This window comes from Endozoicomonas sp. NE40 (genome assembly GCF_040549045.1).
GTDB classification, from domain to species: domain Bacteria; phylum Pseudomonadota; class Gammaproteobacteria; order Pseudomonadales; family Endozoicomonadaceae; genus Endozoicomonas_A; species Endozoicomonas_A lisbonensis.
This window is the reverse complement of the sequence record NZ_JBEWTB010000002.1, coordinates 1875713-1899361: the sequence shown is the minus strand read 5'-3', so window position 1 is coordinate 1899361 and position 23649 is coordinate 1875713. Positions and strand designations below refer to the sequence as shown.

At 50.2% G+C, this 23649-nt stretch carries 24 protein-coding genes; 13 read left to right on the top strand and 11 right to left on the bottom strand.

Going from position 1 to position 23649, the window contains the following annotated elements:
* Positions 1 to 61: 61 nt before the first annotated feature.
* The 8 genes from V5J35_RS09520 (at position 62) to V5J35_RS09485 (ending at position 8269) form a co-directional block, all read left to right on the top strand.
* Positions 62 to 1846, top strand: a complete 1785-nt coding sequence (locus tag V5J35_RS09520; protein ID WP_354011024.1) for an FAD-dependent oxidoreductase — start codon at positions 62 to 64, stop codon at positions 1844 to 1846.
* Between the two features lie 5 nt (positions 1847 to 1851).
* A complete protein-coding gene (locus tag V5J35_RS09515; RefSeq protein ID WP_354011023.1) occupies positions 1852 to 2622 on the top strand; it encodes a (Fe-S)-binding protein in 771 nt (256 codons plus the stop codon).
* Positions 2623 to 2645: 23 nt separating this feature from the next.
* Positions 2646 to 3323, top strand: a complete 678-nt coding sequence (locus V5J35_RS09510; protein ID WP_354011022.1) for a TVP38/TMEM64 family protein — start codon at positions 2646 to 2648, stop codon at positions 3321 to 3323.
* Positions 3324 to 3403: 80 nt separating this feature from the next.
* Positions 3404 to 4603, top strand: coding sequence for an ABC transporter substrate-binding protein (locus V5J35_RS09505; protein WP_354011021.1), 1200 nt, complete (start codon positions 3404 to 3406; stop codon positions 4601 to 4603).
* Complete coding sequence (locus tag V5J35_RS09500; RefSeq protein WP_354011020.1) at positions 4603 to 6312, top strand: ABC transporter permease; 1710 nt, start codon at positions 4603 to 4605, stop codon at positions 6310 to 6312. Before V5J35_RS09505 ends, V5J35_RS09500 begins: the two co-directional genes overlap by 1 nt.
* A gap of 12 nt (positions 6313 to 6324) precedes the next feature.
* Entirely contained in the window at positions 6325 to 6966 is a 642-nt protein-coding gene (locus V5J35_RS09495; RefSeq protein WP_354011019.1) for an ATP-binding cassette domain-containing protein, read from the top strand.
* Positions 6967 to 6970: 4 nt separating this feature from the next.
* A complete protein-coding gene (locus V5J35_RS09490; protein WP_354011018.1) occupies positions 6971 to 7597 on the top strand; it encodes a CDP-alcohol phosphatidyltransferase family protein in 627 nt (208 codons plus the stop codon).
* Positions 7598 to 7678: 81 nt separating this feature from the next.
* Positions 7679 to 8269: a hypothetical protein gene (locus tag V5J35_RS09485; protein ID WP_354011017.1), complete on the top strand. Its 591-nt coding sequence runs from the start codon at positions 7679 to 7681 to the stop codon at positions 8267 to 8269.
* 199 nt (positions 8270 to 8468) lie between these two features.
* On the opposite strand, the gene V5J35_RS09480 is transcribed toward V5J35_RS09485, so the two are convergent.
* From V5J35_RS09480 to V5J35_RS09460, 5 genes are all read right to left on the bottom strand, one after another.
* Positions 8469 to 9278 (bottom strand): DeoR/GlpR family transcriptional regulator, encoded by an 810-nt coding sequence (locus V5J35_RS09480; protein ID WP_472924759.1) that lies wholly within the window; start codon positions 9276 to 9278, stop codon positions 8469 to 8471.
* Positions 9279 to 9435: 157 nt separating this feature from the next.
* Positions 9436 to 10632 carry an anaerobic glycerol-3-phosphate dehydrogenase subunit GlpC gene (gene glpC, locus V5J35_RS09475; RefSeq protein WP_354011016.1) on the bottom strand — a complete coding sequence of 399 codons (1197 nt, stop codon included), beginning with the start codon at positions 10630 to 10632 and terminating at the stop codon, positions 9436 to 9438.
* Between the two features lie 9 nt (positions 10633 to 10641).
* Positions 10642 to 11955: a glycerol-3-phosphate dehydrogenase subunit GlpB gene (gene glpB, locus V5J35_RS09470; RefSeq protein ID WP_354011015.1), complete on the bottom strand. Its 1314-nt coding sequence runs from the start codon at positions 11953 to 11955 to the stop codon at positions 10642 to 10644.
* A complete protein-coding gene (gene glpA / locus V5J35_RS09465; RefSeq protein ID WP_354016531.1) occupies positions 11952 to 13349 on the bottom strand; it encodes an anaerobic glycerol-3-phosphate dehydrogenase subunit A in 1398 nt (465 codons plus the stop codon). Before glpA ends, glpB begins: the two co-directional genes overlap by 4 nt.
* 25 nt (positions 13350 to 13374) lie before the next feature.
* Positions 13375 to 13626, bottom strand: coding sequence for an FAD-dependent oxidoreductase (locus V5J35_RS09460; protein ID WP_354016324.1), 252 nt, complete (start codon positions 13624 to 13626; stop codon positions 13375 to 13377).
* Between the two features lie 440 nt (positions 13627 to 14066).
* Between V5J35_RS09460 and V5J35_RS09455 the strand changes: the two genes are divergently transcribed.
* The 3 genes from V5J35_RS09455 to glpK all read left to right on the top strand — a co-directional run bounded on the left by V5J35_RS09455 (position 14067) and on the right by glpK (position 16518).
* Complete coding sequence (locus tag V5J35_RS09455; RefSeq protein ID WP_354011013.1) at positions 14067 to 14885, top strand: MIP/aquaporin family protein; 819 nt, start codon at positions 14067 to 14069, stop codon at positions 14883 to 14885.
* Positions 14886 to 15007: 122 nt separating this feature from the next.
* Positions 15008 to 15628: an FGGY family carbohydrate kinase gene (locus V5J35_RS24345; RefSeq protein WP_472924783.1), complete on the top strand. Its 621-nt coding sequence runs from the start codon at positions 15008 to 15010 to the stop codon at positions 15626 to 15628.
* A complete protein-coding gene (gene glpK / locus V5J35_RS24340; protein WP_472924782.1) occupies positions 15622 to 16518 on the top strand; it encodes a glycerol kinase GlpK in 897 nt (298 codons plus the stop codon). The genes V5J35_RS24345 and glpK overlap by 7 nt, the downstream gene beginning before the upstream one ends.
* A 76-nt stretch (positions 16519 to 16594) precedes the next feature.
* Here glpK and V5J35_RS09445 read toward each other — a convergent pair whose 3' ends face one another.
* A complete protein-coding gene (locus tag V5J35_RS09445) occupies positions 16595 to 17074 on the bottom strand; it encodes an ImmA/IrrE family metallo-endopeptidase (RefSeq protein ID WP_354011012.1) in 480 nt (159 codons plus the stop codon).
* 302 nt (positions 17075 to 17376) lie between these two features.
* On the opposite strand from V5J35_RS09445, the gene V5J35_RS09440 reads away from it, so the two are divergent.
* A complete protein-coding gene (locus tag V5J35_RS09440) occupies positions 17377 to 17622 on the top strand; it encodes a hypothetical protein (protein ID WP_354011011.1) in 246 nt (81 codons plus the stop codon).
* 67 nt (positions 17623 to 17689) lie between these two features.
* On the opposite strand, the gene selD is transcribed toward V5J35_RS09440, so the two are convergent.
* From selD to V5J35_RS09420, 4 genes are all read right to left on the bottom strand, one after another.
* Positions 17690 to 18739 carry a selenide, water dikinase SelD gene (gene selD, locus V5J35_RS09435; protein WP_354011010.1) on the bottom strand — a complete coding sequence of 350 codons (1050 nt, stop codon included), beginning with the start codon at positions 18737 to 18739 and terminating at the stop codon, positions 17690 to 17692.
* Between the two features lie 64 nt (positions 18740 to 18803).
* Positions 18804 to 19292 carry a hypothetical protein gene (locus tag V5J35_RS09430; RefSeq protein ID WP_354011009.1) on the bottom strand — a complete coding sequence of 163 codons (489 nt, stop codon included), beginning with the start codon at positions 19290 to 19292 and terminating at the stop codon, positions 18804 to 18806.
* Positions 19293 to 19418: 126 nt separating this feature from the next.
* Entirely contained in the window at positions 19419 to 19967 is a 549-nt protein-coding gene (locus V5J35_RS09425) for a DUF2878 domain-containing protein (protein WP_354011008.1), read from the bottom strand.
* Positions 19967 to 21433, bottom strand: coding sequence for an aminotransferase-like domain-containing protein (locus tag V5J35_RS09420; RefSeq protein WP_354011007.1), 1467 nt, complete (start codon positions 21431 to 21433; stop codon positions 19967 to 19969). The genes V5J35_RS09425 and V5J35_RS09420 overlap by 1 nt, the downstream gene beginning before the upstream one ends.
* 208 nt (positions 21434 to 21641) lie before the next feature.
* On the opposite strand from V5J35_RS09420, the gene V5J35_RS09415 reads away from it, so the two are divergent.
* Positions 21642 to 22241 (top strand): LysE family translocator, encoded by a 600-nt coding sequence (locus V5J35_RS09415; RefSeq protein ID WP_354011006.1) that lies wholly within the window; start codon positions 21642 to 21644, stop codon positions 22239 to 22241.
* A 14-nt stretch (positions 22242 to 22255) separates the two neighbouring features.
* On the opposite strand, the gene V5J35_RS09410 is transcribed toward V5J35_RS09415, so the two are convergent.
* The gene (locus V5J35_RS09410) at positions 22256 to 23473 is read right to left on the bottom strand and encodes an EAL domain-containing response regulator (protein WP_354011005.1); all 1218 of its coding nucleotides are present in this window, start codon (positions 23471 to 23473) and stop codon (positions 22256 to 22258) included.
* Positions 23474 to 23649 lie beyond the last annotated feature (176 nt).

Sequence of the window (23649 nt, the reverse complement as noted above, 5' to 3'; positions counted from 1 at the left end):
CTTGTAAAGCTCAGGCTCAGTATTTTCAAAGAGCCTGAGTGACCCTAACGCAGAATCCTTTATGGAAAATATAATTTTCAGCCAGAAGTTGTACGACGCTGCTCGCGATGTCGTTGATGGCTGCATGGGCGATGAAGCGCCCGCCTGTCAGTCTGCCTGCCCAATGCACACTGACGTAAAACAGTATGTTCGCCTTGCCGGTGAAGGCAAATACGCTGACGCCCTGAGTGTTGTGCGTGAAAAGATTTTTATGCCGCAAACCCTGGGGCGTATCTGCGCCCACCCCTGCGAACAGGTTTGCCGTCGCAATACCGAGTTTAAACAGCCGGTCAGTGTCGCTGGTATCAAGCGCTTTATTGCAGAACAGGCCGACGATAAAGCTCAATGGGATCTGACGACAGAGAAAGACAGCGGTAAAAAAGTGGCTGTTGTAGGTGCCGGTCCTGCAGGTGCGCAGGCGGCTATTGAACTGCGCCGTCAGGGACACGCTGTTACCCTGTTTGAAAAGCTGGACGTCTACGGTGGTATGATGCGTGTGGGTATTCCTGAATACCGCCTGCCCCGTGATGTGATTGATTTCGAATACAGCTATCTCGATATGCTGGGTGTCGATACCCGCTTTGGTGTCGAGATTGGTCAAGACATTCCGTTCACTGAGCTGTGCAAACAGTTTGACGCAGTGATTCTGGCTCACGGCGCACATATCGGCTCCATTATTCCTGTTGAGGGGCATCAGTCCGAAGGCGTATTCTCAGCCGTTGACTACCTGAAAGAAATCTCTGAAACCCGGGCGTTCCCGAAAGCGGGCAAACGTGTGATGGTTATCGGTGGTGGTGACGTAGCGATGGACTGCGCCCGTTCTTCCTGGCGTATTGGCGCAGAAGAAGTACACCAGTGCTCCCTGGAATCCATGGAAACCCTGCCAGCCAGCCAGATTGAAATTGAAGAGTCTCTGGAAGAAGGTGTGCTGTTCAATGCCGGTTGGGGACCTAAGCGCATTTTGTCTGAAGATGGCAAAGTGACCGGTATTGAATTGCAGCGAGTCATTTCCATCTTTGATGAGCAGGGCAACTTTGCTCCGAAATACAGCGAAGAGTGTCGTACAGTAGCCGTGGATACGGTGATCTTTGCAACGGGGCAGGCGGTAGCGGATATTACCGACGGTGCTCTGGAACAGTCCCGTGGTGGCCGGTATGTGGTTGACCAGCAGACGCTGGCGACGTCTATCCCGGGCGTTTATGTTGCTGGTGATGCCAGTGGTGGTGCCATCGTTATTCAGGCAATGGCTCTCGGTCGCAAGGCTGCCCTGAGTGTTGAACGTTTCCTGGCTGACCGTGAACTGACCGACGGGCGTGATTTTGAACAGGAATACAGTTACGACACCCGACTGAATGTTCCTCTGCCGAAAGGCGCAGAAAACGCTCCCCGCCTGCATGGTGAACTGCGTGACGCCGATGAACGCAAACGCGATTTTAAGCCCGTGGATTTCGGCTTTACGGCTGAACAGGTGGCTCAGGAAGCCAATCGCTGTCTGCAGTGTTCCTGTAAGCTGTGCATGAAAGAGTGCGTGATGATGAACGACTTCGGCGATTGCCCGAAGGAACTGTTCAGTGACTTTATTGAAAAGCAGTCCATGGACCCGTTGCTGGCTTACTCCTGTAATGCCTGCGATCAGTGTACCATTGCCTGCCCGAAAGATTTCCCGATGAAAGAGATCTTCCTGGGAGCCCGTGTTGACTTTGTTAAGGCTAATGGCGGCAACTCGCCAATGCCGGGTCACAAAGGCATTAACATGCACCAGAAGCTGGGCTTTTCCCGATTCTTCACTATGGCGAGCAAGGGGTAATCGACATGGCTAAAAAGATTTTCATGCCGGGTTGCAGTTTGCCGTCGTATAACCCGGAAGCAGTAAAGAAGACAGTGGCTTACCTGAAGCAGGTGTTTCCTGATATGGGCGCTGTTCAGAAATGCTGTGGCAAACCAACGGCGGCTATTGGTCAGCCGGAACTGTTCAAAGAACGCTTTGACATGCTGCAGGCAGACTTTGACAAGGTCAATGCTGAAGAGGTTATTGTTGCCTGTCAGAGCTGCTTTGGGATGATCAAAAAAGGCGCTGAGGGGCAAAAGCCTGTCTCTCTGTGGAGCCTGCTGCCAAAAATCGGTTTGCCGGAAGCGTTGCGCTCAAAGGCAAAGCACTCCGATGTTGTTTTCACTATCCATGACTCCTGCTCTACCCGTTATGAAAAAGAGTTGCAGGATGGCATTCGCTGGATTCTGAATGAACTGGGTTACAAAACGGCTGAGCCTGAATACACCCGCGAAAACACCCGTTGCTGTGGTTTTGGTGGCATGGTGGTACCGGCCAATCCGGACGTTGCTACCCGCGTTATCAAACGTCGAGTGGAAGAGTTCGAAACTGAGCATGTAGTCGTGTATTGTGCTGCTTGCCGTGCCTCCATGATGGGGGTGGGTACGAAATCCTGGCACATTCTTGACCTGCTCTGGGGACCCGTTGTGATGAAAAACGACGATGCGCCTGACAACGTTCTTGCCAGCCCGGTGAAGGCGTGGATGAACCGTTACAAGAGCAAAGCCAACCTTATTAAGTGCATGAACATTTAACCTACGCCCAAACAGAGTAAAACATGAAATTTGTAAAAATTGGTTTGATTGCTGCTGTTATTGCAGCGCTGTTGTTTGTTGCTCAGCAGACCGGAGTGCTGGCCCTGCTGACCGATGTTGAAGGTCTGCAGAACTGGATTGCCGGCTTTGGTGCTATGGGCTATGTAGTTTATGCCATTGTATACATCTTTGCCTGTGTGCTGATGTTGCCGGGTAGCGCCCTGACGATTGTGGCGGGTATCGCTTTTGGACCTGTTGTGGGTGGACTGCTGGCGCTGTTCTCAGCAACGCTGGGTGCAACCGCTGCCTTTATCGTTGCCCGTTTTCTGCTGCGTAACGCGATCCTGAGCAAGTTTGGTGATAACCCGATCTTCAAAAAAATTGACGACGGTGTTGCACAAAATGGTACCAGCTTCCTGATCCTGACCCGTCTTGTGCCAGTGTTTCCATTCAGCCTGCAGAACTTTGCTTATGGCCTGACTGGTATCAACCTGATGACTTTCTCTCTGGTCTCTCTGGTAACTATGGCACCGGGTGCTTTCATTTTTGCCTATATGGCAGGTGATATTGCCACTAATGGTGTCTCGCCAATGCTGCTGGTGAAATTTGCGGCAGCTGGCCTGGTATTGTTTGGAGTCTCCCTGATTCCGAAATACATTGCCAAAAAGAAAGGTATTGATATGAAGGCTCTGGCGGAATAATTTCGCTATTGGCCGTATCATAACGCCAGTGATTCTAAGGGTTTAGAGTCACTGGCGTTTTTGCGTTTAAGGATTGTTTGTTGATTAACCGTATTTTAATAGTAAAAAGTATCAGGAAGCTGCTGACGCCGAAAGCACTGGCACTGAAGCTTCTAATGATAGTGTTGTCATTGTTTATGGTGCCGGCCCGGGCAGCAAACTGGGCGCATATTGAGAATCAGGCAAAAGAACAAACGGTTTATTTCTATGCCTGGGGTGGGCATCCCAGGGCAAACGACTATATCCAGTGGGCAGGACGGGAAATTAAACGACTGCACAATGTTAATCTTGTGCATGTCAAAGTGGGCGACATCAGCGAAGCGGTCACGATTATCCTGTCAGAGAAAAGTTCAGAGAGACATTCTCAGGGACGGGTTGACCTGCTCTGGGTGAATGGCGAAAACTTTGCCGCCCTGAAGCGTGCTGACCTTCTGTATGGCCCGTTTACCGACCAGCTGCCGAATGATTCACTCGTTGATAAACGACTTCCTGTTGATATTGATTTTGCGACACCGGTTGACGGACTGGAAGCGCCCTGGGGCGTAGGACAAATGGTGATGATGTTCGACAGGGCGGTCACACCACAGGTGCCAACGTCTGCCAGCGAACTGCTGCAGTATGCCAAAAAGCATCCCGGTCGAATCAGTTATCCACAACCCCCGCAGTTTCATGGCGTGACCTTTCTGAAACAACTGTTGTCTGAGCTGGTGGAAGACACTCAGGCATTGCAGAAGCCTGTTGATGCCATTGATTTTGATAAAGTTACTGAACCTCTTTGGCGCTATCTTGACCAGTTACACAAAGTTGGCTGGTACAGCGGTCGCCGTTTTCCCCAGAGTGACCAGCACATGATGCAGTTACTGGATGACCGTGAATTGCACATGGCGATCAGTTTTAACCCGGCTGAAGCCGCTGCGGCAGTGAACCGTGGCAATCTTGCCCATTCCGTTTCCAGTCATGCTTTTCAACAGGGAGCGTTGACCAATATACATTTTCTCGCCATCCCGTATAACAGCAGCGCCAAAGAGGGCGCACAGGTGGTCATTAACTTTCTGATGTCGCCACAGGCTCAGCAACGCAAGGCTGATCTGGCGGTATGGGGTGATCCACCGGTTCTGCAATCGTCATTGCTGGATGTCAGCCCTGAAGCAACGGCACGGTTTGATGTGATTCCCGAGCCGCATTTCAGCTGGCATGGCGCACTGGCTAATGGCTGGCTCAAACGATACGGGTATCAGTGATGTCAGACATTAACCGATCTTTTTTTTCAGTTCAGACATTATTAAAAGCTGGCACTGTTCTGGTAGTGCTGTGCTGTCTGGTGCCTCTGTTTGCCGGTGTTGCCGGTCTGGTTCTGCCCGCAGTGGGTTATTATCCGGCACTGGGGTTTGACTCATTTTCAACGACAATGTTACAGCAGGTGTGGCAACAGCTGTTTGGCTGGCCCGGGCTTTTACAGTCGGTCTGGCTGAGCCTGTTTACCGGGCTGACGGCTACGTTTCTGGCACTGGTAATTACTCTCACTATCTTAAGCCTGCTGTGGGGCGGGCGCTTCTGGAACTGGGTGACGTTGTACATTGCGCCTGCGCTGGCGTTGCCTCATGTGGCTTTTGCCATTGGCCTGGGCTTTCTGATCGCTCCCAGTGGCTGGCTGGTCAGGGTCATGGTTCCTTTCACTGGCTGGAGTGAACCGCCACTGTGGCTAACGGTGAATGATCCGCAGGGGTTTTCACTGATTCTGATGCTGTTAATTAAGAGTGTGCCTTTTCTGCTGTTAATGTGCGTGGGTATTCTTCAGCAGTTACAGCCACAAAGACAGCTGATGATGGCGCAGAGTCTGGGTTATGACCGGATTCAGGCGTGGTGGAAAGTGCTGGTGCCACAGCTGTATAAGCAATTAAAACTGCCCTTATATGCTGTGCTGGTTTACGGAGTGACCGTTGTCGATGCCTCCCTGATTATCGGTCCCCAATTACCGGCACCGCTGGCTGTTCTGGTATTGCGCTGGTTTCAGAATCCTGATCTGAACTTTCGAATGTTAGCCAGTGCCGGTGCGATATTGTTATTGCTGGTAACGCTGGGCGGTTTGTTTTTCTGGGCAATGGTTGAACGTCTGCTGGCACCTGTTGCGCATCGGGTGTGGCTGAATGGGCGTCAGCGGGTTCGGCACCCGGTACTCTGGCTGGCGTTTTCAACCCTGCCGGTTCTGGCACTGTTATCGATTGGAGCAAACCTTGTTCTGTTGGTCTGGTCGTTTGCAGGGCGATGGCGGTTTCCCGATATCTGGCCTTCTGTCACTTCACTGCAATACTGGCAACATCATTTTGCTATGCTTTCAGACCCGTTGCTGCTGGCCCTGAAGCTGGGACTGGTCAGCAGCCTTACGGCGGTGGTCGCCAGTCTGGTGATGCTGGAATATCAAAACCAGCGGGGACGCTTCTGGCCTCTGATGCTGCCCTGTATCGGCCTGTTGATTCCACAGATGACGCTGTTTGCCGGTTTGCCTGCGGCAGGGGAATCGCTGTTTGGGGCAGGCATTTACCATTATCCTTTTCTTCTGGTCAGCTTTGGACACCTGCTGATGGTCTTTCCCTATGTTTATCTTGGGTTGCATGGTGCTTTCAGGGCATTTGATGATCGTTATCAGACGGTTGCCCTGACATTTGGTGTGTCCTGGTTGCGTGTCTGGTGGCAGGTGAAATGGCCGATGCTGAAACCAGCGATTATTTCCGCATGGGCTGTAGGTTTTTCTGTCAGTGTCGTTCAATATCTACCCACGTTATTATTAGGGGCTGGCCGTGTTTTGACTGTCACAACAGAAGCGGTTGCTGTTGGTGCTGGTTATGATCGTCGTCTGGCCGCCATCTACGGGTTGGCTCAGGCGCTGTTGCCACTGGCTGGCTTTCTGTTTGCCCGTTTCATTAACCGCAAAAAGCAATGGCAGGGATGATCAGGAGTTGGTATGAGTCTTAAACTGAAACAGGTCGTTATTGGTCTGGACAACCGGCAGCTGTTTGAACCAGTCAGTCTTACAGTGGCTGCTGGCGAGGTATTCAGCCTGATGGGACACAGTGGTTGTGGAAAATCGACTCTGTTGTCGTTTATTGCCGGAACGCTGGGTGAGCAGTTTGATGTCAGTGGCGATGTATTACTGGACAACCAGTCTCTGCGACCTGAGCCTGTGGAAAAGAGAAGGGTGGGGATTCTGTTTCAGGACCCTCTGCTGTTTCCTCACATGACGGTTGTGGAAAATCTGATGTTTGCGGCTCCCGCAGGAAGTCTGACTGAAAAGCGGCAGCAGGCCCTGACGTCTCTTGCCGACATTGGTATGGAACATTATGCTGACTTTTATCCACGACAGTTGTCTGGCGGTCAGGCGGCCAGGGTCAGCCTGATGCGGACACTGGCGGCAAAGCCCCGGGCGTTATTGCTGGACGAACCCTTTTCGAAACTCGACCGCGAGACCCGGGAGCATTTCCGGACACTGGTTTTTACTACCGTTGCCCGACGCAATATACCCGCTATTCTTGTTACCCACGATGAAGACGACGTTGCTGACAAGAACAGGGTTTTGCGTTTAACCCATCAAACGATACGTTGTTAGAGATATGCTAGATCGCTGGAGCGCTGCGCTGGTCAGACCTGCGTTACACATTGTTGCCACAAGGCTGAATACCTTTGGTGTTACGCCCAACCAGATAACGGTGTCCGGCTTTTTTATTGGCCTGCTGGCTCTGCCTGCCCTGGTTAACCACAGTTATATGCTGGCACTGTTGCTTATTTGCATAAACCGGACGATGGACGGGCTGGATGGTGCGCTGGCACGCATACAGGGTACAACCGATGTGGGTGGCTTTCTGGACATTGTGCTGGATTTTATATTTTATGCGGCCATTATCGCTGGTTTTGCGCTGGCTGCACCGGATACCAATGCGTTAACAGCCTGCCTGTTGTTGTGCGGCTTTATGGCAACGGGCAGTAGTTTTCTGGCATTTGCCGCCATTGCTGCCAAGCAGAATATTGATAACCCGGTTTACCGTAATAAGTCCATGTATTATCTGGGTGGGCTGGCAGAAGGCACCGAAACCATCCTTTTCTTTATTGCCATGTGCCTGCTGCCGGGCTATTTCCCCCAGATTGCCACGGTGTTCACCATACTGTGTGTGATAACCGCAGTGACCCGTGTACTGGCGGGGGTACATACTTTCCGGCAGGTACCTTGTCAGAATAAATAACAGGCTGGTTAGTGATTGCCACCCCTGTCAGTGTTTTACTCATCGGCAGTATTAGAGACAGCACTTATGGGGGAATTGGATATGATGCGATCAGTTAGCCAGGATAGTATACAGGGTTTGTTGTGGAGCGAGCCTGAAAATGCCAGCTCTGACAATGATATGGAGGGAGCGTTCAGCGCCAGAAAGGTCGTTGTTGGCAGAGATGAAAACCGCCACTTCGGTCTTTTCGATAAAGTCGATTCAAAAAGCGCCGGGGGCGCCCTGAAAAAGTTCGGTAAAATAAAAACCATGAAGCAGATCGGGGTTTATCTAAAAGAGCTGTTTAAAACAAAAAGCTTCAGGCAGGCTCGGATTGCTGTGAAAGATTGTCGCTTATCTGCATTGAATAGTGCGATAGAAGTATCCTCAAAAAAACTTGAGGACAGAAAAATTGAGGCATTTGCAGCTTATTGCCACATCAATGGTACGCCTGATGATGAAACGGCGACGCCAGAACAGGCATTAGAACGGCTCAGTAACATGGTTGAATCAGTGAACCAGCAGGGCATTGAACCTGGATTTGATGATGAGGCTGTTCAGAAGTATGAGCAATATTTACAGGCCAGGAACGAAATGGATGAGATGCAGGCTGCCAAGGCATTGCTGGAGGCTTCAATAATTAAGTTAGCGTAGGTTGGGTCGAGCGAAGCGATACCCAACACGATAGTTTGCCGCCATTCAAAAGCTGACAACGTTATATGTTCTCTAACATCTGCAAGCTGCTACTGAGTGTGATCAGGGGCGCTGAGAAGGTTGCAGGTGGAGACGAAGTGGTCAGTGTGTTGGGAATCGCTGCGCTCGTCCCAACCTACAGCGTTGTCAAGGTCATTTACTAACACACCACCACTTCTGTCTGCCCCTGTTTCAGCTGATCCATCAGTGGAGCAGGTGGCTGTACATCAGTAAACAGTGTATCAATATCTTCTACATGCCCCAGACGGATCATGGCACTGCGACCAAACTTACTGTGGTCTGCGATGGTAAATGTTCTCTGGGCATTTGCCATCATCGCCTGGGCAACACGCACTTCGTGGTAGTCAAAATCCAGTAATGTACCGTCCAGATCAATGCCGCTGATGCCGGTGATGGCAAAGTCCATGCGGAACTGGCTGATAAAGTCCCTGGTAGCCTCTCCTATAATGCCACCATCGCGATTACGGACTTCGCCACCGGCAATGATGACCGTGAAATCATCCCGCGCCAGAAGAATAGAAGCGACGTGCAGGTTATTGGTGACAATTTTCAGGTGGTTGTGGTTCAGAAGGGCCCGGGCGACGGATTCGGTGGAAGTGCCAATATCAATAAAAAGTGAGGAACCGTCAGGAATGCGTTTGACCAGTTCGTTGGCTATACGATCTTTTTCTGAACTCAGCTGCTTTTTACGTTCGCTGTACTGAGTGTTTTCAGTGCTGCTGTTAGCCAGTCCGGCTCCGCCATGGTGACGACTGATTTGCCCCAGCCGGTCCAGCTCATTCAAATCCCGTCGTATGGTTTGTGGTGTCACACTGAAATGCTGAACCAACCCTTCCGTAGTAACAAAGCCTTCCTGCTTTATCAGGTTAATGATCATTTCATGACGACGGCTTTGTGGCAGCTGGATAGCTGGTTGGGTAGAACGTCGGTTGGTTTTCTCGGCATCCATAAGCATTCAATACATGGGCAATGCAGCAAAAAGCAAACGTCTGGCAGAACAGTCTGGTAGAACAGATAGTCAGGCACGTTTAAAAAGCGGGTTTAAAATGCTGCGTTTGAAAACCCGCTTTCGGATCATACTGTCACCATTGCTTCTTTTGTTTGGCTCAGGTCAAAGATTGAGCCAAAAGCGTCAACGGATGTAAAACGGTATGACCGGTATTCATTTCTACCTGCATTTTGCAGGACTCACAGTCGGTCACGACATAATCCACGCCCAGTGCTTCAATCTGGTCGAAAATACCCTGACCAATGCTTTGGGAAGTGCTGTAGTTTTCTTTCTTAAAGCCATAGGTGCCGGACAGTCCGCAGCACTTCTGGTCCAGCATAATCACTTCCAGCCCCGGAATGCTGTTCAGCAGTTCCATGGTATGAATCACGCCACCGGCTTTAATCAGATGACATGGGCTGTGATACGCCACGCGCAGCTTCACGGGTTTCATATCCGGTTGATTGCCCCGGGCAAACTCACGGGCAATAAAGGCTGAGGCGAAGAAAATCCGGTCTTTTACCTCACTGTTATCGACATCCAGCACTTCCGGATATTCATCCCGCAGAGTCATGGTGCAGCTTGGCTCGGTGGCAATCACGCATTCGGTTTCTGTGAGTGACCGGGCGAACTGGTTCATATTCAGCTCAGCGTTTTTTCGGGCCTTGTCGAAGAAACCGTTGGCGATCAAAGGCACACCACAGCATTTCTCTTTTTTCATCAGGCTGACGCCAATGTTCATGGCGTTGAGAACGCTGACCAGATGTTTCCCCACGGTTGGGTCGTTGTAGTTGGTAAAACAGCCATGGAAGAAGCTGATTTTTCGTTTGAATTGTTCCTGAGTACCCGATTGTTTATTAAACCAGCTGCGGAAAGTCTGACCTGTGTACTTTGGCAATGTACGACGCTCGTCAATTCCCAGGGTTTTATCCAGCAGTTTTTTCACAGGTTTCAATCTGGTCACCGTGTTGACGACAGGCGCCGCCGGTGAGGACAGGCTGCCCATCAGGTCGGTGTGGCTCAGCATAAACTCCCGTGGCCCTTTCTTAAAACCACCATGCTTTGCTTTTGCCAGCTGAATTACAGTACCTACGTGAACACCGGAAGGACAGGCCACTTCACAGCGTTTGCAGTTGGTGCAGTGTTTCAGGGCTTCGTCGTACAGTTCCGGGTTTTTGATTCGCAGTCGCTCACCATCAGGCCCCGCCTGTTTTGGTCCCGGATAATCGGGATTCGCTTCCGCTACCGGGCAACGGGTGGTACAGACAGTACACTTGATGCAGTTGTCAAAACTGGTATTAATAAGATTCAACATAACTGCCTCTTACTTCGCTGTCCCGGATGAGCCGCTTCTCTGCGCAATAATCTGGTTTGCGGCAAACCATCCCGTACTGATGGCAACACCACCGGCGCTGGCTTCGGCCACCGGGTTGAAACCGCCCAGCACGCCACCGGCGCAGTAAAGGTTAGTGATCGCCTTGCCGTTCTGATAAGGGTTGAACCGTTCGTTGGTTTCAATACCAAAATAACTGAACCCGTGCTGGTGACCGTTGAGGAACCGTTCGTTTGACCATTGCTCACGCTGACCGGCTTCCACCACATCCAGGTTGAACGTTTTATCGGTCAGGCTGGACTGGTTACTGTCGAGACCACGACTGAAAAAACTGCCGGTTGCCAGAATAAAATGATCAGCCTCCAGCGGCATAGAGGGGTTCAGTCGTGTTTTGATTGAATTCAACTTATTGTTGTCAAAATAACCCGACAGAACTTCATCACCCTCCAGCAACAAACCACCGAGTTCACGATAACGCTGCCTCAGGGCGTTGGCCATACGCATGCCCGGCAGAGAAGGGGGCAGGGTAGCAAGCTCACAGATATGCAGTCCGGTATGAGCTTCAAGCTGGCTGATCAACTCGTTGCCATTTTCAACCGCCAGTACCGATGGCAGAACCACCAGGTCAGCGTTGCCCGCTGCTTTCTGAATCGCTGAAGCAAAAATGGTCAGCCCTTTGGGCTGGCTGAACAGGTCGCGCTTAAGCAGGCGAGCCATTTCCAGAGAGCGCAGTTCGTAGGCATTTCTGGCATTAATATTGACGGTTTCGGCGTTAATGTCCGCCACGGTAAATTCAACACCGGCAAATTCAGGATGCTTTTTCATGCCTGCCGCTACCAGTGCTGGCTGAAAATCGCGGAAGCCTGCAATGTTAATAATGGCGACACGACGCAGACCGGCTGCTGGCGCTGCAATAGACAGTGCTTTAGTACCCGGCTGGCTCAGCCAGGTGGGACGAATGGCACCCAGAGCGGTTAAACGGCTGTGGTTCTGTTGTCCATGGCTGGACATCTGGATACCGGCTTTAGCCATTTGCCCGGTAAAAAAGTGCAGACTCTGTTTAACCTGACCGGCTCCCAGCTTCTGGTAGGGGTGACCGGATGGCAGATGACTGATCTCTTCAAACGGGTATTGCACCAGTGAGTTATTTTGACGAATACCCAGAACATCAATGGAACCGGAAGCAAAGGTCAGGGCGCTGTCACCGGCACTGATCAGGGCTGTTTTCAGACCCGCTTCGGCACAGCGAATGGCGCTGGTCAGGCCGGCGAGGCCGCCGCCAATAATAATGCTGTTGTACTTCATGCGGCCTCCACAGCGACATTGTCGTCTTGTTCAGTAAAAAGCTGTTCAGATACCGGTGCTGGAAGGGATTGCAGCTGGTTGTAACCCAGCAGGTTGTCGTATACCCAGTAACTGAAGTCCGCTTCACGCATGGCGTCACCCCAGAGAATGGGTCGAACGCCTTTCCAGCGTTCCTGCAGAAACTCTCCGATACTGTCCAGCGCATTTTCAGAGTTATCGGCGTGTGTCATTTCGCTGACGATGCCTGCCGCGCGGCAGGAACACATCTCGCCCTGGCAGGGACCCATGCCAATACGGGTTCGACGACGAAGGTCAACCAGGTCTTTCGCGTTCAGGTTGTTAACGGCGTATTCAATTTCACCGCGCGTCACCATTTCGCACTCGCAGATAATGGCATTCTGCTTTTTGTCGTCAGACAGGAATTTAGCGGCTCGCTCGCCATGACGGTATTTCGCAGAACCAGAAACCGGAATGGACACCTGGGGTGCATGGACATCTGCATTTTTTCCGTTGGCACCGGGCAGAGGCTTTTCAGCAGTTTCACAGTGTCTGGTGTTGCCAAGATTTTTTGCTACAGCGTCGGTGGCCATTTCCGCCATCAGACGATAGGTCATCAACTTACCGCCGGTGATGGTGATCAGGCCGGGCAGGGCGTCGGCTTTACCATGATCAACCAGAACAATCCCACGGCTGATGTTTCGACCGGACGGGTCGTCACCCAGAGATACCAGCGGGCGAACACCACAATAAGCACGTAATACACGGGTTTTCGCCATAATCGGGCAAAGCTTCTCACCTTCCGCCAGAAGGGTTTCAACTTCGTTTGGCGTGACGCGGATATTCTCGATGTCGCTGTAAGGAATTTTTTCTGACGTGGTACCAATCAGGGAAATGGTATCCCCCGGAACCAGAATGTCGGCATCCGCCGGTTTACGGCAACGGTTAATCACCATACTGTTAATACGATAATCAACAATCAGCAGCGAGCCTTTGGCGGGGAACATGCGAATGGACAGGTCTGCGTATTCGGTAATCTGCTGTCCCCAGATACCCGCAGCATTCACTACCTGTAGAGCGCGAATATCTATGAGTTCGCCGGTTTTAATGTTCATGCAGTGGACACCACATACACGACCATTTTCAATAATAAGACCCGTAACCCGGGTGTAATTCATCAGACGGCCGCCGTACTCTTCAGCATCCAGAATGTTAGAGGCTGTCAGACGGAAAGGGTCAATGGTACCGTCCGGAACCCGAACTGCACCCAGCAATTGTGGATTGACGTTAGGTTCAATGCGCAGGGCTTCTTTCGGTGTCAGGGCTTCTGCACGAATGCCAGCGGTGTGACAGGAGGTAATGAATTTGTCCTGAAAAGAGAGTTCGTCTTCCGGCAGAGTAATAAACAGGCCGTCGGTTTCTTCAAATGCAGTGACCGGCGACTTTTCTCAGGATCTGGTTTTCTTTGATGCATTCAACCGCAGAGTGCTGGTCTGTTACCGCATAGCGAGCACCTGAATGCAGCAGGCCGTGGTTGCGGCCTGTTGTACCGTTCGCAATATCGTCTTTTTCTACCAGAATGGCACGCATACCACGCTGTGCGCAGTCTCGCAGGACTCCAGCGCCCGTTGCGCCACCGCCAATAATTACGACATCGGTCTCTATTTGTCTCATTCGGTGCTCTTTCGATAACGTTTAACGGTAAAGCGTTTTAAAATGTTCGTTTATGATCGTTGGTGCGCACTATAAATAAGCAACGGAAATTAAAAAATGATCTGGGTCAATGTTCGCGTATGTTCGCTTGATGTTCTGTTGAATGCACTTATGTTTGTATTGTTAATATATGAAGTTTTTTCGTGCAAAAAATAAGAACTTTTCGTGAGCGAGAGTCAATTTAATTGATAAACAATGTTATTTTAATGTCTTTTTTTGTGAGTAATTTCCGAAAAAAACGCACATTCCTGAATATTGATTGATTTAGATCAATATTGGAGGATTGATAAAGTTTGTTGCCGTTTGTAAAAATCCGCCCCGTGTCGAGACCACTTTGAATGTATTAGAAGGCAGGTCTGAATTAACAAATGTCTTAACCCGGATGGGTGGAACTTATCATTATGCGTAAATCCCTGTTAGGAGAATGTCTTGCCGAATTTATTGGTGCAGGCCTTCTGATTTTCTTTGGTGTTGGTTGTGTGGCCGCACTGGTTCTGGCTGGTGTTGATTTTGGTCAGTGGGAAGTGTCCATTGTCTGGGGTCTGGGGGTTGCCATTGCCGTTTATGTGACCGGTGGTATTTCCGGTGCTCATCTTAACCCCGCCGTCACTCTGGCTCTGACCACATTCAAAGGCTTTGAGAAACATAAGATTCTGCCTTATATCGTCGCCCAGGTACTGGGTGCTTTCTGTTCCGCCGCTCTGGTTTACTTCCTGTATAGCAACCTGTTTGCAGATTATGAACTGGCTAACGGTATTATTCGTGGCTCTGAAGAAAGTCTGGCAACGGCCGGCGTATTCTCTACTTACGCTCACGCTTCCCTGACCAATATGCAGGCATTTGCGGTTGAGTTCATGATTACTGCCGTATTGATGGCTGGCATTCTGGCGATTGGTGATGATAACAACGGTACCTCCAACGGCGCCCTGTCTGCCCTGCTGATTGGTATTCTGATTGCTGTTATTGGCGCTTCTTTTGGCCCTCTGACCGGTTTCGCCATGAATCCTGCCCGTGACTTTGGTCCCAAGCTGTTTGCCTTTATGGCTGGCTGGGGTGAGGTGGCTCTGACAGGCGCTCGTTCTAACCCTTACTTCTGGGTTCCGATTGTCGCTCCAATTACTGGTGCAATGGCTGGTGCATGGGCTTACATCAACCTGCTCGGTAAACAGGTTGAGCCGGTTGAGTGTGCAACGCCGGGTTGTGAAATCAAGACCGCCTGAATCAATGAATAAAAGGAGCGCAGCCTTTCTCAACCATTGAGTAACAGAATGTTGAATGTGGCGCGCTCCCTGATTAGCCTGAAGTTTGACTATTCAGGGCTGAACAATAAGGAATTAAGATTATGACCACTGAAAAGAAATACGTTGTTTCTCTGGATCAGGGTACAACCAGCTCCCGCGCCATCATTTTCAACCACGATGGTGACATTGTAGGGACTTCCCAACGCGAATTTACCCAGTACTACCCTCAGCCAGGCTGGGTTGAACACGACCCGATGGAAATCTGGGCGACTCAAAGCTCGGTTCTGACTGAAGTGCTGGCCAAAACCGGTATCCGTTCTGATGAAGTGGCTGCTCTGGGCATCACCAATCAGCGTGAAACGACAGTTGTCTGGGATAAGAATACGGGACGTCCGGTTTACAATGCGATTGTATGGCAGTGCCGTCGTACGACAGATATCTGTGAACAGCTAAAGAGAGACGGACTGGAAAGTCATATTCGTGAAACCACCGGTCTGGTTCTGGATGCTTATTTCTCCGGCACCAAGATCAAGTGGATTCTGGATAACGTTGAAGGCGCTCGTGAAAGTGCTGAGAAAGGCGATCTGCTGTTCGGTACCATCGACACCTGGCTGACCTGGAAGCTGACAAATGGCCGCGCCCATGTCACCGATTACTCCAATGCTTCCCGCACCATGCTGTTTGACATTAACAAGCTGGGGACTGGGACGAAACCATGCTGAAGGTTCTGGGTATTCCCCGCAGTATGCTGCCGGAAGTGAAGTCCAGCTCTGAAGTGTATGGACAGACCAATATCGGCGGTAAAGGCGGTACCCGTATTCCTGTCGCTGGTATGGCAGGTGATCAGCAGGCAGCCCTGTTCGGTCAGATGTGTCATGAAAAGGGTATGGCGAAGAACACATACGGTACTGGTTGCTTCCTGCTGATGAACACTGGTGAGGAGCCGGTTAAATCTGAAAATGGTCTGCTGACCACCATTGCTTTCGGTATTGATGGCAAAGTTCAGTACGCTCTGGAAGGTTCTGTATTCATGGGCGGCGCGTCTGTTCAGTGGCTGCGTGACGAGCTGGGTCTGGTACGCGATGCGGCTGACACCGAATACTTTGCCAGCAAGGTAAAAGACACTAACGGTGTTTATGTGGTGCCTGCTTTCGTTGGTCTGGGCGCGCCTTACTGGGACCCGTATGCCCGTGGTTCTATCTTCGGCCTGACCCGTGGTGCTAACCGTAACCATATTGTTCGCGCCACTCTGGAAGCGATCGCCTATCAGTCCCGTGACCTGATTGAAGCAATGCAACAGGATTCCGGTATTGAAATGAAACAGCTGCGTGTTGATGGTGGTGCAGTGGCCAACAACTTCCTGATGCAGTTCCAGTCTGACATCCTGAAGAAAGACGTCGTTCGCCCAACCGTCACTGAATCCACAGCAGCCGGTTCTGCTTACCTGGCCGGTCTGGCAGTTGGCTTCTGGAAGAGTACTGACGAACTGAAAGACAAGGTATCAGTAGACCGCACTTATGCGCCTGCCATGGAAGAAGAGCAGCGTGCAGATTTGTACAAAGGCTGGAAGAAAGCGGTTGAGCGCAGCCTGAAGTGGGAAGAGCAGGAGTAATAGTTGACGACAGATCAACGATAAAGCGTAGAGTTAAAACTCTGATGAAGTGAGTGGGAACCGGGTCGCAGTGGCATCAGTCATTGCGGCCCGTTTTTTTTAATGTCTTTGAATTGCCTTTAATACATTTGTGCTTAGTGAAAAACTCTGCGGCCATTGGCAGGCTGAGTCGGAAGGCTTCATCTTCGAAGCTTCGATCCAGATAGTGCTTTTCAAACTCCGTCCTGTCTATCTGCCCCCTTTCCAGTTGCCTGACGTGTACCAGCTCATGGGCGAGTGTGACCCTCAGTTCACTGTCTTCCAGCCAGTTAGCCAGCGTTATGCGATATCGTCCCCTGCCGGTTTGCTGGGCATAGCCCTGAATCTTTGGGTCTTTAACCCGCTTGTATTGGTAGTCAATGCGCGCTGTTTCTATGCCGAGTTTTTTTTTGTAGAAAGCTTCCATATCCTTGAACTGGCAGCCATAAGGGTTCAGGTCACCGGCTTGCACCAGTGCTGAAAAAACCAGAAAACACAGAGCAAAATAGCTTTGCTTCGCTTTACCTTTTAGCGCCATAAACCCGGATAATCATGAACCCTGATAACACAGTGCCATCGACCGAAAAAGGAGAAGCTTGACAGGAATTCGACAAAGATGGGCAAAGAATCGACATTGCAACTTTACAAGGTCAGACATATAAGTAATGATAATTTTAAATAAAAACTTAAGTTCATTTTAATTTAACCGAAAGAGACCGGAGGGTATTACCGAACTAGCGTTTTAATGACGCTGGACTATAACTATAAAAAATCGGAAACATACATTTACAATCAGTTTGGAGCAGATGCTCCTGAACCAGTATCCAAGAGGATCTAGCTATGGCACGGAGAACGCCGAAAAAAGCTGCTGCTGGTTTTGATGGTGTCGACATAGGTTTTTTGGGAAGTCGCGACGAACCAGCGGATCAAAGAACTGTAGAGTCTCGCAAAAAACTCAGAGAGAGCCTCAACGCTCAGATTGAAGCCTTTCTGGCCAAGGGTGGCGAGATAGAAGAAGTACCATCGAATGTTACTGCAGATCCACCCCAGAAGCCCTCCGGTGAATACGGTAACAGACCCATCTGATAGTTTTCAGCCCGGCTCATTTGAGTTCGGGCTTTTTATTTGACGCGCTCTTTATTCAACGCGCTTTTTATTCAACAGCAATCTGATGGCCTTCGTCGTATGCCTCCAGCCTTCCAATAGCGGTTAGCTCCAGACCAGACGCTCTGGCAATGTTATGAAACTGCCTCTCAGAATCTTCATCAACAGCAACCAGCAAACCACCACTGGTTTGAGGATCGCAGAGAATATGCTTCTGCTTTTCTGTCAACGTACTTGCCTTATGGCCATAGCTTGAGAAATTTCTATGGGTACCACCGGGAATACAGCCTTGTGCCAGATACTGTTCAACATGAGGGAGGACGGGCAGCTTGTCAGTTTCAAGAATGGCTTTTACATGGCTGCTTTCACAGATTTCAAGAAGATGCCCCAGCAGGCCAAAGCCGGTGACATCGGTCATGGCACTGATGCCGTCCAGCCTGGATAGCTCTGCACCAACCCTGTTCAGGGTACACATGGTATCCCGGGCAATATGAGAGTGTTCAGGATGCAGCAACTTCTTTTTCTGGGCGGTGGTCAGAATGCCAATGCCCAGAGGTTTGGTCAGGTACAGACGACTATCCGGCCGTGCCTGATTGTTGCGCTTGAGTTGTTGAACCGGAACGTGACCGGTAACAGCCAGGCCAAAAATGGGTTCAGGCGCATCAATACTGTGTCCGCCCGCCAGGGGTATGCCTGCGTCAGCGCATGCCTGTCTTCCACCATCGACCACTGTTCCGGCAATTTCAGCAGGCAGAATATTAACGGGCCAGCCAAGAATCGCAATGGCCATCAGGGGCTTTCCCCCCATGGCATAAACGTCACTGATCGCATTGGTAGCGGCGACCCGTCCAAAATCGAACGGATCGTCGACAATAGGCATAAAAAAGTCGGTGGTACTGATAATTCCTTCGCCGTTACCGGTATCGAAAACGGCTGCATCGTCCTTACTGGAGTGACCAACCAGCAGCCCCGGAAAGCTGGGCAGAGACAGATTGCTTTTGAGGATGCCGTCTAAAATTTCAGGCGAAATTTTACAGCCACAGCCTGCACCGTGGCTGTATTCCGTCAGTTTGACAGTGTCTGTTGTTATGCTATTCATCACTGTGTCCGTTCAATACATCGGTTGAAAACACAACCAGCGTAGCATAACGCCATGGAAGCGCTTACTCTTCGTACTCTTCTTCAGGCACTTCTATTTTATGGGCAAACAGATGCTTTATGTCCGGGTGTTTCAGGATTTTCTGAATCCAGCCTTTGCACCAGGTTTGTGGGTCCATGGCAGCCAGAACGGGCGTGTATTTCAGGTTGTAATAGGCAATTCGTGTTGGCATGCCGTCTGGAGCCAGTGCGTTAAACATCAGTCCCGGCATTTTAATTGAGTCTTCAGAAACCCAGCGCTGACTGTAAAATGCCATTTCCAGCCTGACAATCCAGCGCTTCTCGCCGTATTGCACCGTTAGGTCAAAGTGAACCCGGTCTGGCTCCCTTTCTTTCTCCGCCACAATAAACTTTGTGATTTCAGCATAGGCAGGACGTTTGCGAACGATTAAATCGTCAATTTCACAGGTTCCGGACTCGAACCATGCTTTAACGTCTACTGCCTTATGTTTAAGTAAAGTACTGATATCTGAAGCATTGGCAGGCGTGCTCATGTTGCACTTCACCCCTGTTCGTTATTTATTTTTCCTTTAAGTCGAGAGCTTTATTTTTTTATTTATTTATTTATTTATTGGCTCTTCGATTGTGACTTTTTATCTCAAACCCGTAGGACATTTCAACTACATATTGTTTCTTTTGTAACGCTCCAGCCACACTGCTGAAAATACAAGCAGTATCGGAACCGTAATTGACCAGATAATCGCCATCATCAGAACAGACAGCCAGATCGGGGTCGCTAAAGCGACATCGCTTATCTGATTGACCAGAAAATAGTGGACGAGGCTGAAAAGAAAACCCGTCAATGAGGCATACCAGTGGTTCTTGCGACATAACGTCATGCAGTGTCGTATGGTGGTTCCTGCCAGTATCCAGACACATGCCATCCACAGTGGCAGCAGACGGTTGGTGGTGGAGAACTCAAGAATGTTCAGGTTGCCAGCAAAACTGTCGATAGTAGAACCCAGCAACAGAGTAATTAACAGAACCTCTTTCTCCTTCCCCCAGTTGCCAATAAATTTTAAATGGATAAGCAGAATAGTGACGGTTGTTACAAGTGCTATAGCGTTACTGGTATTAGTGCTGCTGATATGAGAACTACTGGTCGCTAAACAAATGATCCAGCCTGTCAGGAACAGAAGGGCATTGGTCGCGTGTCGTTTGTTGAGCATTAAAACACCATTGGGCGAATGATATCGATTGACTCATAACTCAGTGTATCTCTAATCCTTTCCAGAGCTGTGCGTAATTTTTCACGGGAGTCCGGTGTGCTGATACATAACCGGACAGCCTGTGGTGCAGCCGTACTGCCTACAGCAAACAGCTCCGACGGTAACAGTTTTACGCCTTTATCATTCATGTGTCGTACAAAAGTTTCAGCTCGCCAGGGGGCTGGCAACTTAAGCCAGGCGTGAAAACTGTGGGGTTGTGAAACAACGTCGAAACCGGACAGTATTTCTTGCAGTAATTGTCGGCGCTGGCTGATTTCTTCTCGCTGCCAGGCGATCAGTTGCCAGGCCTCTCCGGAATCTATCCACTCTCTGGCAACTTCTGCCATAAGAGGTGGGGTAATCCAGCAGTTGCTCCGTAATGCCATAGCTATTTTGTGGTGTAAGTCTTGGGGACTGACAATAAAGCCGACCCGTAAGCCGCCTGCCAGATGCTTGGCAAAACTTGAGACATAAATCACCTGTTCGGGAGCCAGGCTGTAGAGCGAAGGGAGGCGGTTTTCGGGGGAGATAAACTGAACGTCGTCTTCAATAATAAGCAGGTTGTAGCGTTTGGCAATGGCAATTATTTCCTGCCGCCGTTTCAGAGGCATGACAGACGCCGTCGGGTTTTGCAGGCTGGGCATCAGGTATAACAGGCGGGGGCGGTGTTGCTGGCAACAGGCTTCCAGCCCTGACGGGATCAGCCCGTCATCATCCATGGGCAAGCCAAGGTGTTTTAACTGTAACTGGCGGGTGGCATTAATAAATCCGGGGTAGGTCAGTTCATCGGATGCAACGGTATCGCTATGATGGAGGAGTCCCTGCAACGCCATAACGGTGGCGTGTTGTCCGCCAGAGGTGATCAGAATGTTTTCAGCATCCGCTTCCATACCGTGATATCGAAGCCAGCGAACGATGGCCTGACGATGTCTGGGCAGCCCGGCTTCGGGGTGGTAATCCAGAAGCTCAGACAGATATGACCCGTTTTGTGCGAGTGTTAACAGGGTTTTAGCCAGAACCTGCTCTTTTCGGGCGGGAACCGTCAGACTGAGGGTTAAATCAATGACGTCGTCTTCCGCTTTTTTACTGACTGGAATACTGAAGTCACGGTTCTCCCAGGTTTTACCCAATACAAATGTTCCGCTACCGACCCTGGCAACGACAAGGCGTCTTCGCTCAGCTTCAGCGTAGCCTCTCGTAATGGTGCCAATGGTCACGCCCAGTTGATCAGCCAGAGCGCGATGAGTGGGTAAGCGTTCGCCATTATTGAGTCTGCCTTCTGTAATCGCTACTTCAATAGCGTCTGCCAGAGCTTTGTATTTTGGTCCTGAGAAGCGGCTGAGGCTGGGTTGCCACTTGCTGTCAGAGCGGCTGTTTAATTTGTCAGGGTGACAATTTTCAATTAATGGTTGTTCGGCCTGATTCATTTATTATTCCAGCTTTTAATCAAAGGCTTGCCAGTATTGTATGTGTTCAGTGCAAAACATTGTAGATATGAAATAGTCGATATGACATAGAGTTTTCGGGCAATCAACCGACTTTGTAATGGTGACAATAAAGCCATTGAAGAAATGATCAGCGGTTATAAGCTTGTCTGAGATAGAAAAAAATAATTGTGTGGGGACAATAATAGATATGTTGCCAGAAATAATGTGGCTGCCATTGATCACTTTTGCATTTGCTTCCAGTGTGACGCCCGGACCTAATAACATCATGCTGACAACCAGCGGTATTAATTTCGGCTTTGTTCGTACCATTCCCCATATTACCGGTATTGCTTTGGGCTTTCTGGTGATGTTTCTCTGCGTTGCGCTGGGTTTGCAGCAGGCTTTCATTCTGCTTCCCTGGCTACAGGACGTTTTAAGGGCGATCGGGGTTGTTTATATGCTGCACCTGGCATGGAAAATCGCCCGCTCAGGAAAAGCCGAGTCACAGACCAGCCCGCTCAAGCCCATGACCATGCTGCAGGCGGCCCTGTTTCAGTTTGTGAATGCCAAGGCGGTTATGATGGCCGTAGGAGCTGTCGCTGTATTTTCTGCTCAGGGAGAAGACTTTGTTGCCTCGGCTGTTGCCATTGGTGTCGTGTTTTCCCTGGTAAATATCCCGTCAGTCACGATCTGGGCGGCCTTTGGGGCAGGTATTGGCAAGCTGTTAGATACAGAGTACAAACTCAGGCGTTTTAATTATGCGCTGTCGTTCCTGACAGCAGCGTCTGTGGTTTTGTTTTTCATTTGATATGTGATATGTGATCAGTCAGAGGCAGGAGGTAGAGGCAGTTTTTCTGTCCACTGCTGTTCCCACTCAGGCAGGTCTTCCGCTGCCATGGCTTTGCCAATCAGGAAGCCCTGAGCCATATCACAGTGCAACTGATTTAAAAGGTGCCACTCCTCGAGGGTTTCTACACCTTCTGCGACGGTCTCCATGCCGAGTGTGTGAGCCAGGTTGATATTGGCTTCAATAATGGCCTTGCGGGTTTTATCGGTATTGGCGCTTTGCACAAATGAACGGTCAATTTTTAGCTCTGAGAACGGGATTCGGTTCAGTTGCTGCATACTGGAGTAGCCCGTACCAAAATCGTCGATAGACAGTGAAAAGCCTTTCATCTTCAGACGGGCCAGGGTTTCAAGAGCCCTGGCAGCATTTTCAATCAGCGTACTTTCCGTGATCTCCAGTGTCAGAAGTTCCGGTTCAATATTCAACGCCCGGGTCTTTTTATAGAGTTCATCGGGTAACTGGGTGTCAGTCAGTACAACAGGAGACAGGTTAACGCCTATTGCAATCGCTTTACTGTTATCAAGGTTGTTGCGCAGCTGATTCAGGGACTGATCGATAAGACGGTGGGTAAGTTCATGAATCAGGCCGGTGCTTTCCATCAGTGGGATGAAATGAGCGGGGCTGACCATGCCAATATCCGGGTGAGGCCATCGGCACAATGCTTCCACGGCAACCAGGCGACCGCTGCGGACAAGAACCTTGGGCTGGTAGTGGAGGATAAACTGGTCATCGTCCAGAGCTTTCTGCAAATCCTTTTCGGTGAAGTGCAGGCTGCTCACTGTGTGTTCAAGGTTGTCCGGAGTTGAGTAGAGCATCAGTAATTCCCTGATGCGATCTCTGGAAAGAGGCTTTGGCAGTGCGCCCAGCACCCGCAACCCATGCTCCTGTGCCATGTCTTCAACGGTTCTGATCAGTGATGGCTCCAGAGCGCTGGCGACAATAACGGCCTGGGCGTATCCTTCGTTGGCCAGGTGGCGAATGAACTGAATGCCGTCCATTTCCGGCATATCCAGATCGCAGATGACGATATCGATGGGTTGTGAGCTTTCCAGCTGTCTGAGGGCGTCGTTGCCATTGATAGCCAGCCAGAGGTTTTCAACCCCCAGCCCTTTCAGAGCCTGTTCTGCGACAACACGCTGAAATTCATGGTCTTCTACCACCATTATGCTCAGGTCAGCCAGATTTACCGTCATAATTCAGGAGTGCCTATAACAAGGAAGAGTGATTCTTTAAGTATGTACTACTCATTGAACGAATGTCATGGTCAGAATGTCATCGGCAGAATGAGGGGCGTGCTGGAGTCATTCTTGCCAGCAGAATTTCACAAGGCTGCAATACTTGCTGTGTTGTCGACTGTGAGAGTGCCTCC

Coding starts and splice junctions, on each gene's coding strand:
- V5J35_RS09445 (WP_354011012.1), bottom strand. CDS start 17,074: ATGGCGCTAAAAGGTAAAGCGAAGCAAAGCTATTTTGCTCTGTGTTTT.
- selD (WP_354011010.1), bottom strand. CDS start 18,739: ATGAATAGCATAACAACAGACACTGTCAAACTGACGGAATACAGCCAC.
- glpC (WP_354011016.1), bottom strand. CDS start 10,632: ATGTTGAATCTTATTAATACCAGTTTTGACAACTGCATCAAGTGTACT.
- V5J35_RS09485 (WP_354011017.1), top strand. CDS start 7,679: ATGATGCGATCAGTTAGCCAGGATAGTATACAGGGTTTGTTGTGGAGC.
- V5J35_RS09500 (WP_354011020.1), top strand. CDS start 4,603: ATGTCAGACATTAACCGATCTTTTTTTTCAGTTCAGACATTATTAAAA.
- glpK (WP_472924782.1), top strand. CDS start 15,622: ATGCTGAAGGTTCTGGGTATTCCCCGCAGTATGCTGCCGGAAGTGAAG.
- V5J35_RS09510 (WP_354011022.1), top strand. CDS start 2,646: ATGAAATTTGTAAAAATTGGTTTGATTGCTGCTGTTATTGCAGCGCTG.
- V5J35_RS09515 (WP_354011023.1), top strand. CDS start 1,852: ATGGCTAAAAAGATTTTCATGCCGGGTTGCAGTTTGCCGTCGTATAAC.
- V5J35_RS09430 (WP_354011009.1), bottom strand. CDS start 19,292: ATGAGCACGCCTGCCAATGCTTCAGATATCAGTACTTTACTTAAACAT.
- V5J35_RS09480 (WP_472924759.1), bottom strand. CDS start 9,278: ATGGATGCCGAGAAAACCAACCGACGTTCTACCCAACCAGCTATCCAG.
- glpB (WP_354011015.1), bottom strand. CDS start 11,955: ATGAAGTACAACAGCATTATTATTGGCGGCGGCCTCGCCGGCCTGACC.
- V5J35_RS09410 (WP_354011005.1), bottom strand. CDS start 23,473: ATGACGGTAAATCTGGCTGACCTGAGCATAATGGTGGTAGAAGACCAT.
- V5J35_RS09495 (WP_354011019.1), top strand. CDS start 6,325: ATGAGTCTTAAACTGAAACAGGTCGTTATTGGTCTGGACAACCGGCAG.
- V5J35_RS09415 (WP_354011006.1), top strand. CDS start 21,642: ATGTTGCCAGAAATAATGTGGCTGCCATTGATCACTTTTGCATTTGCT.
- V5J35_RS09520 (WP_354011024.1), top strand. CDS start 62: ATGGAAAATATAATTTTCAGCCAGAAGTTGTACGACGCTGCTCGCGAT.
- V5J35_RS09440 (WP_354011011.1), top strand. CDS start 17,377: ATGGCACGGAGAACGCCGAAAAAAGCTGCTGCTGGTTTTGATGGTGTC.
- V5J35_RS09425 (WP_354011008.1), bottom strand. CDS start 19,967: ATGCTCAACAAACGACACGCGACCAATGCCCTTCTGTTCCTGACAGGC.
- V5J35_RS09420 (WP_354011007.1), bottom strand. CDS start 21,433: ATGAATCAGGCCGAACAACCATTAATTGAAAATTGTCACCCTGACAAA.
- V5J35_RS09490 (WP_354011018.1), top strand. CDS start 6,971: ATGCTAGATCGCTGGAGCGCTGCGCTGGTCAGACCTGCGTTACACATT.
- V5J35_RS09455 (WP_354011013.1), top strand. CDS start 14,067: ATGCGTAAATCCCTGTTAGGAGAATGTCTTGCCGAATTTATTGGTGCA.
- V5J35_RS24345 (WP_472924783.1), top strand. CDS start 15,008: ATGACCACTGAAAAGAAATACGTTGTTTCTCTGGATCAGGGTACAACC.
- V5J35_RS09460 (WP_354016324.1), bottom strand. CDS start 13,626: ATGAGACAAATAGAGACCGATGTCGTAATTATTGGCGGTGGCGCAACG.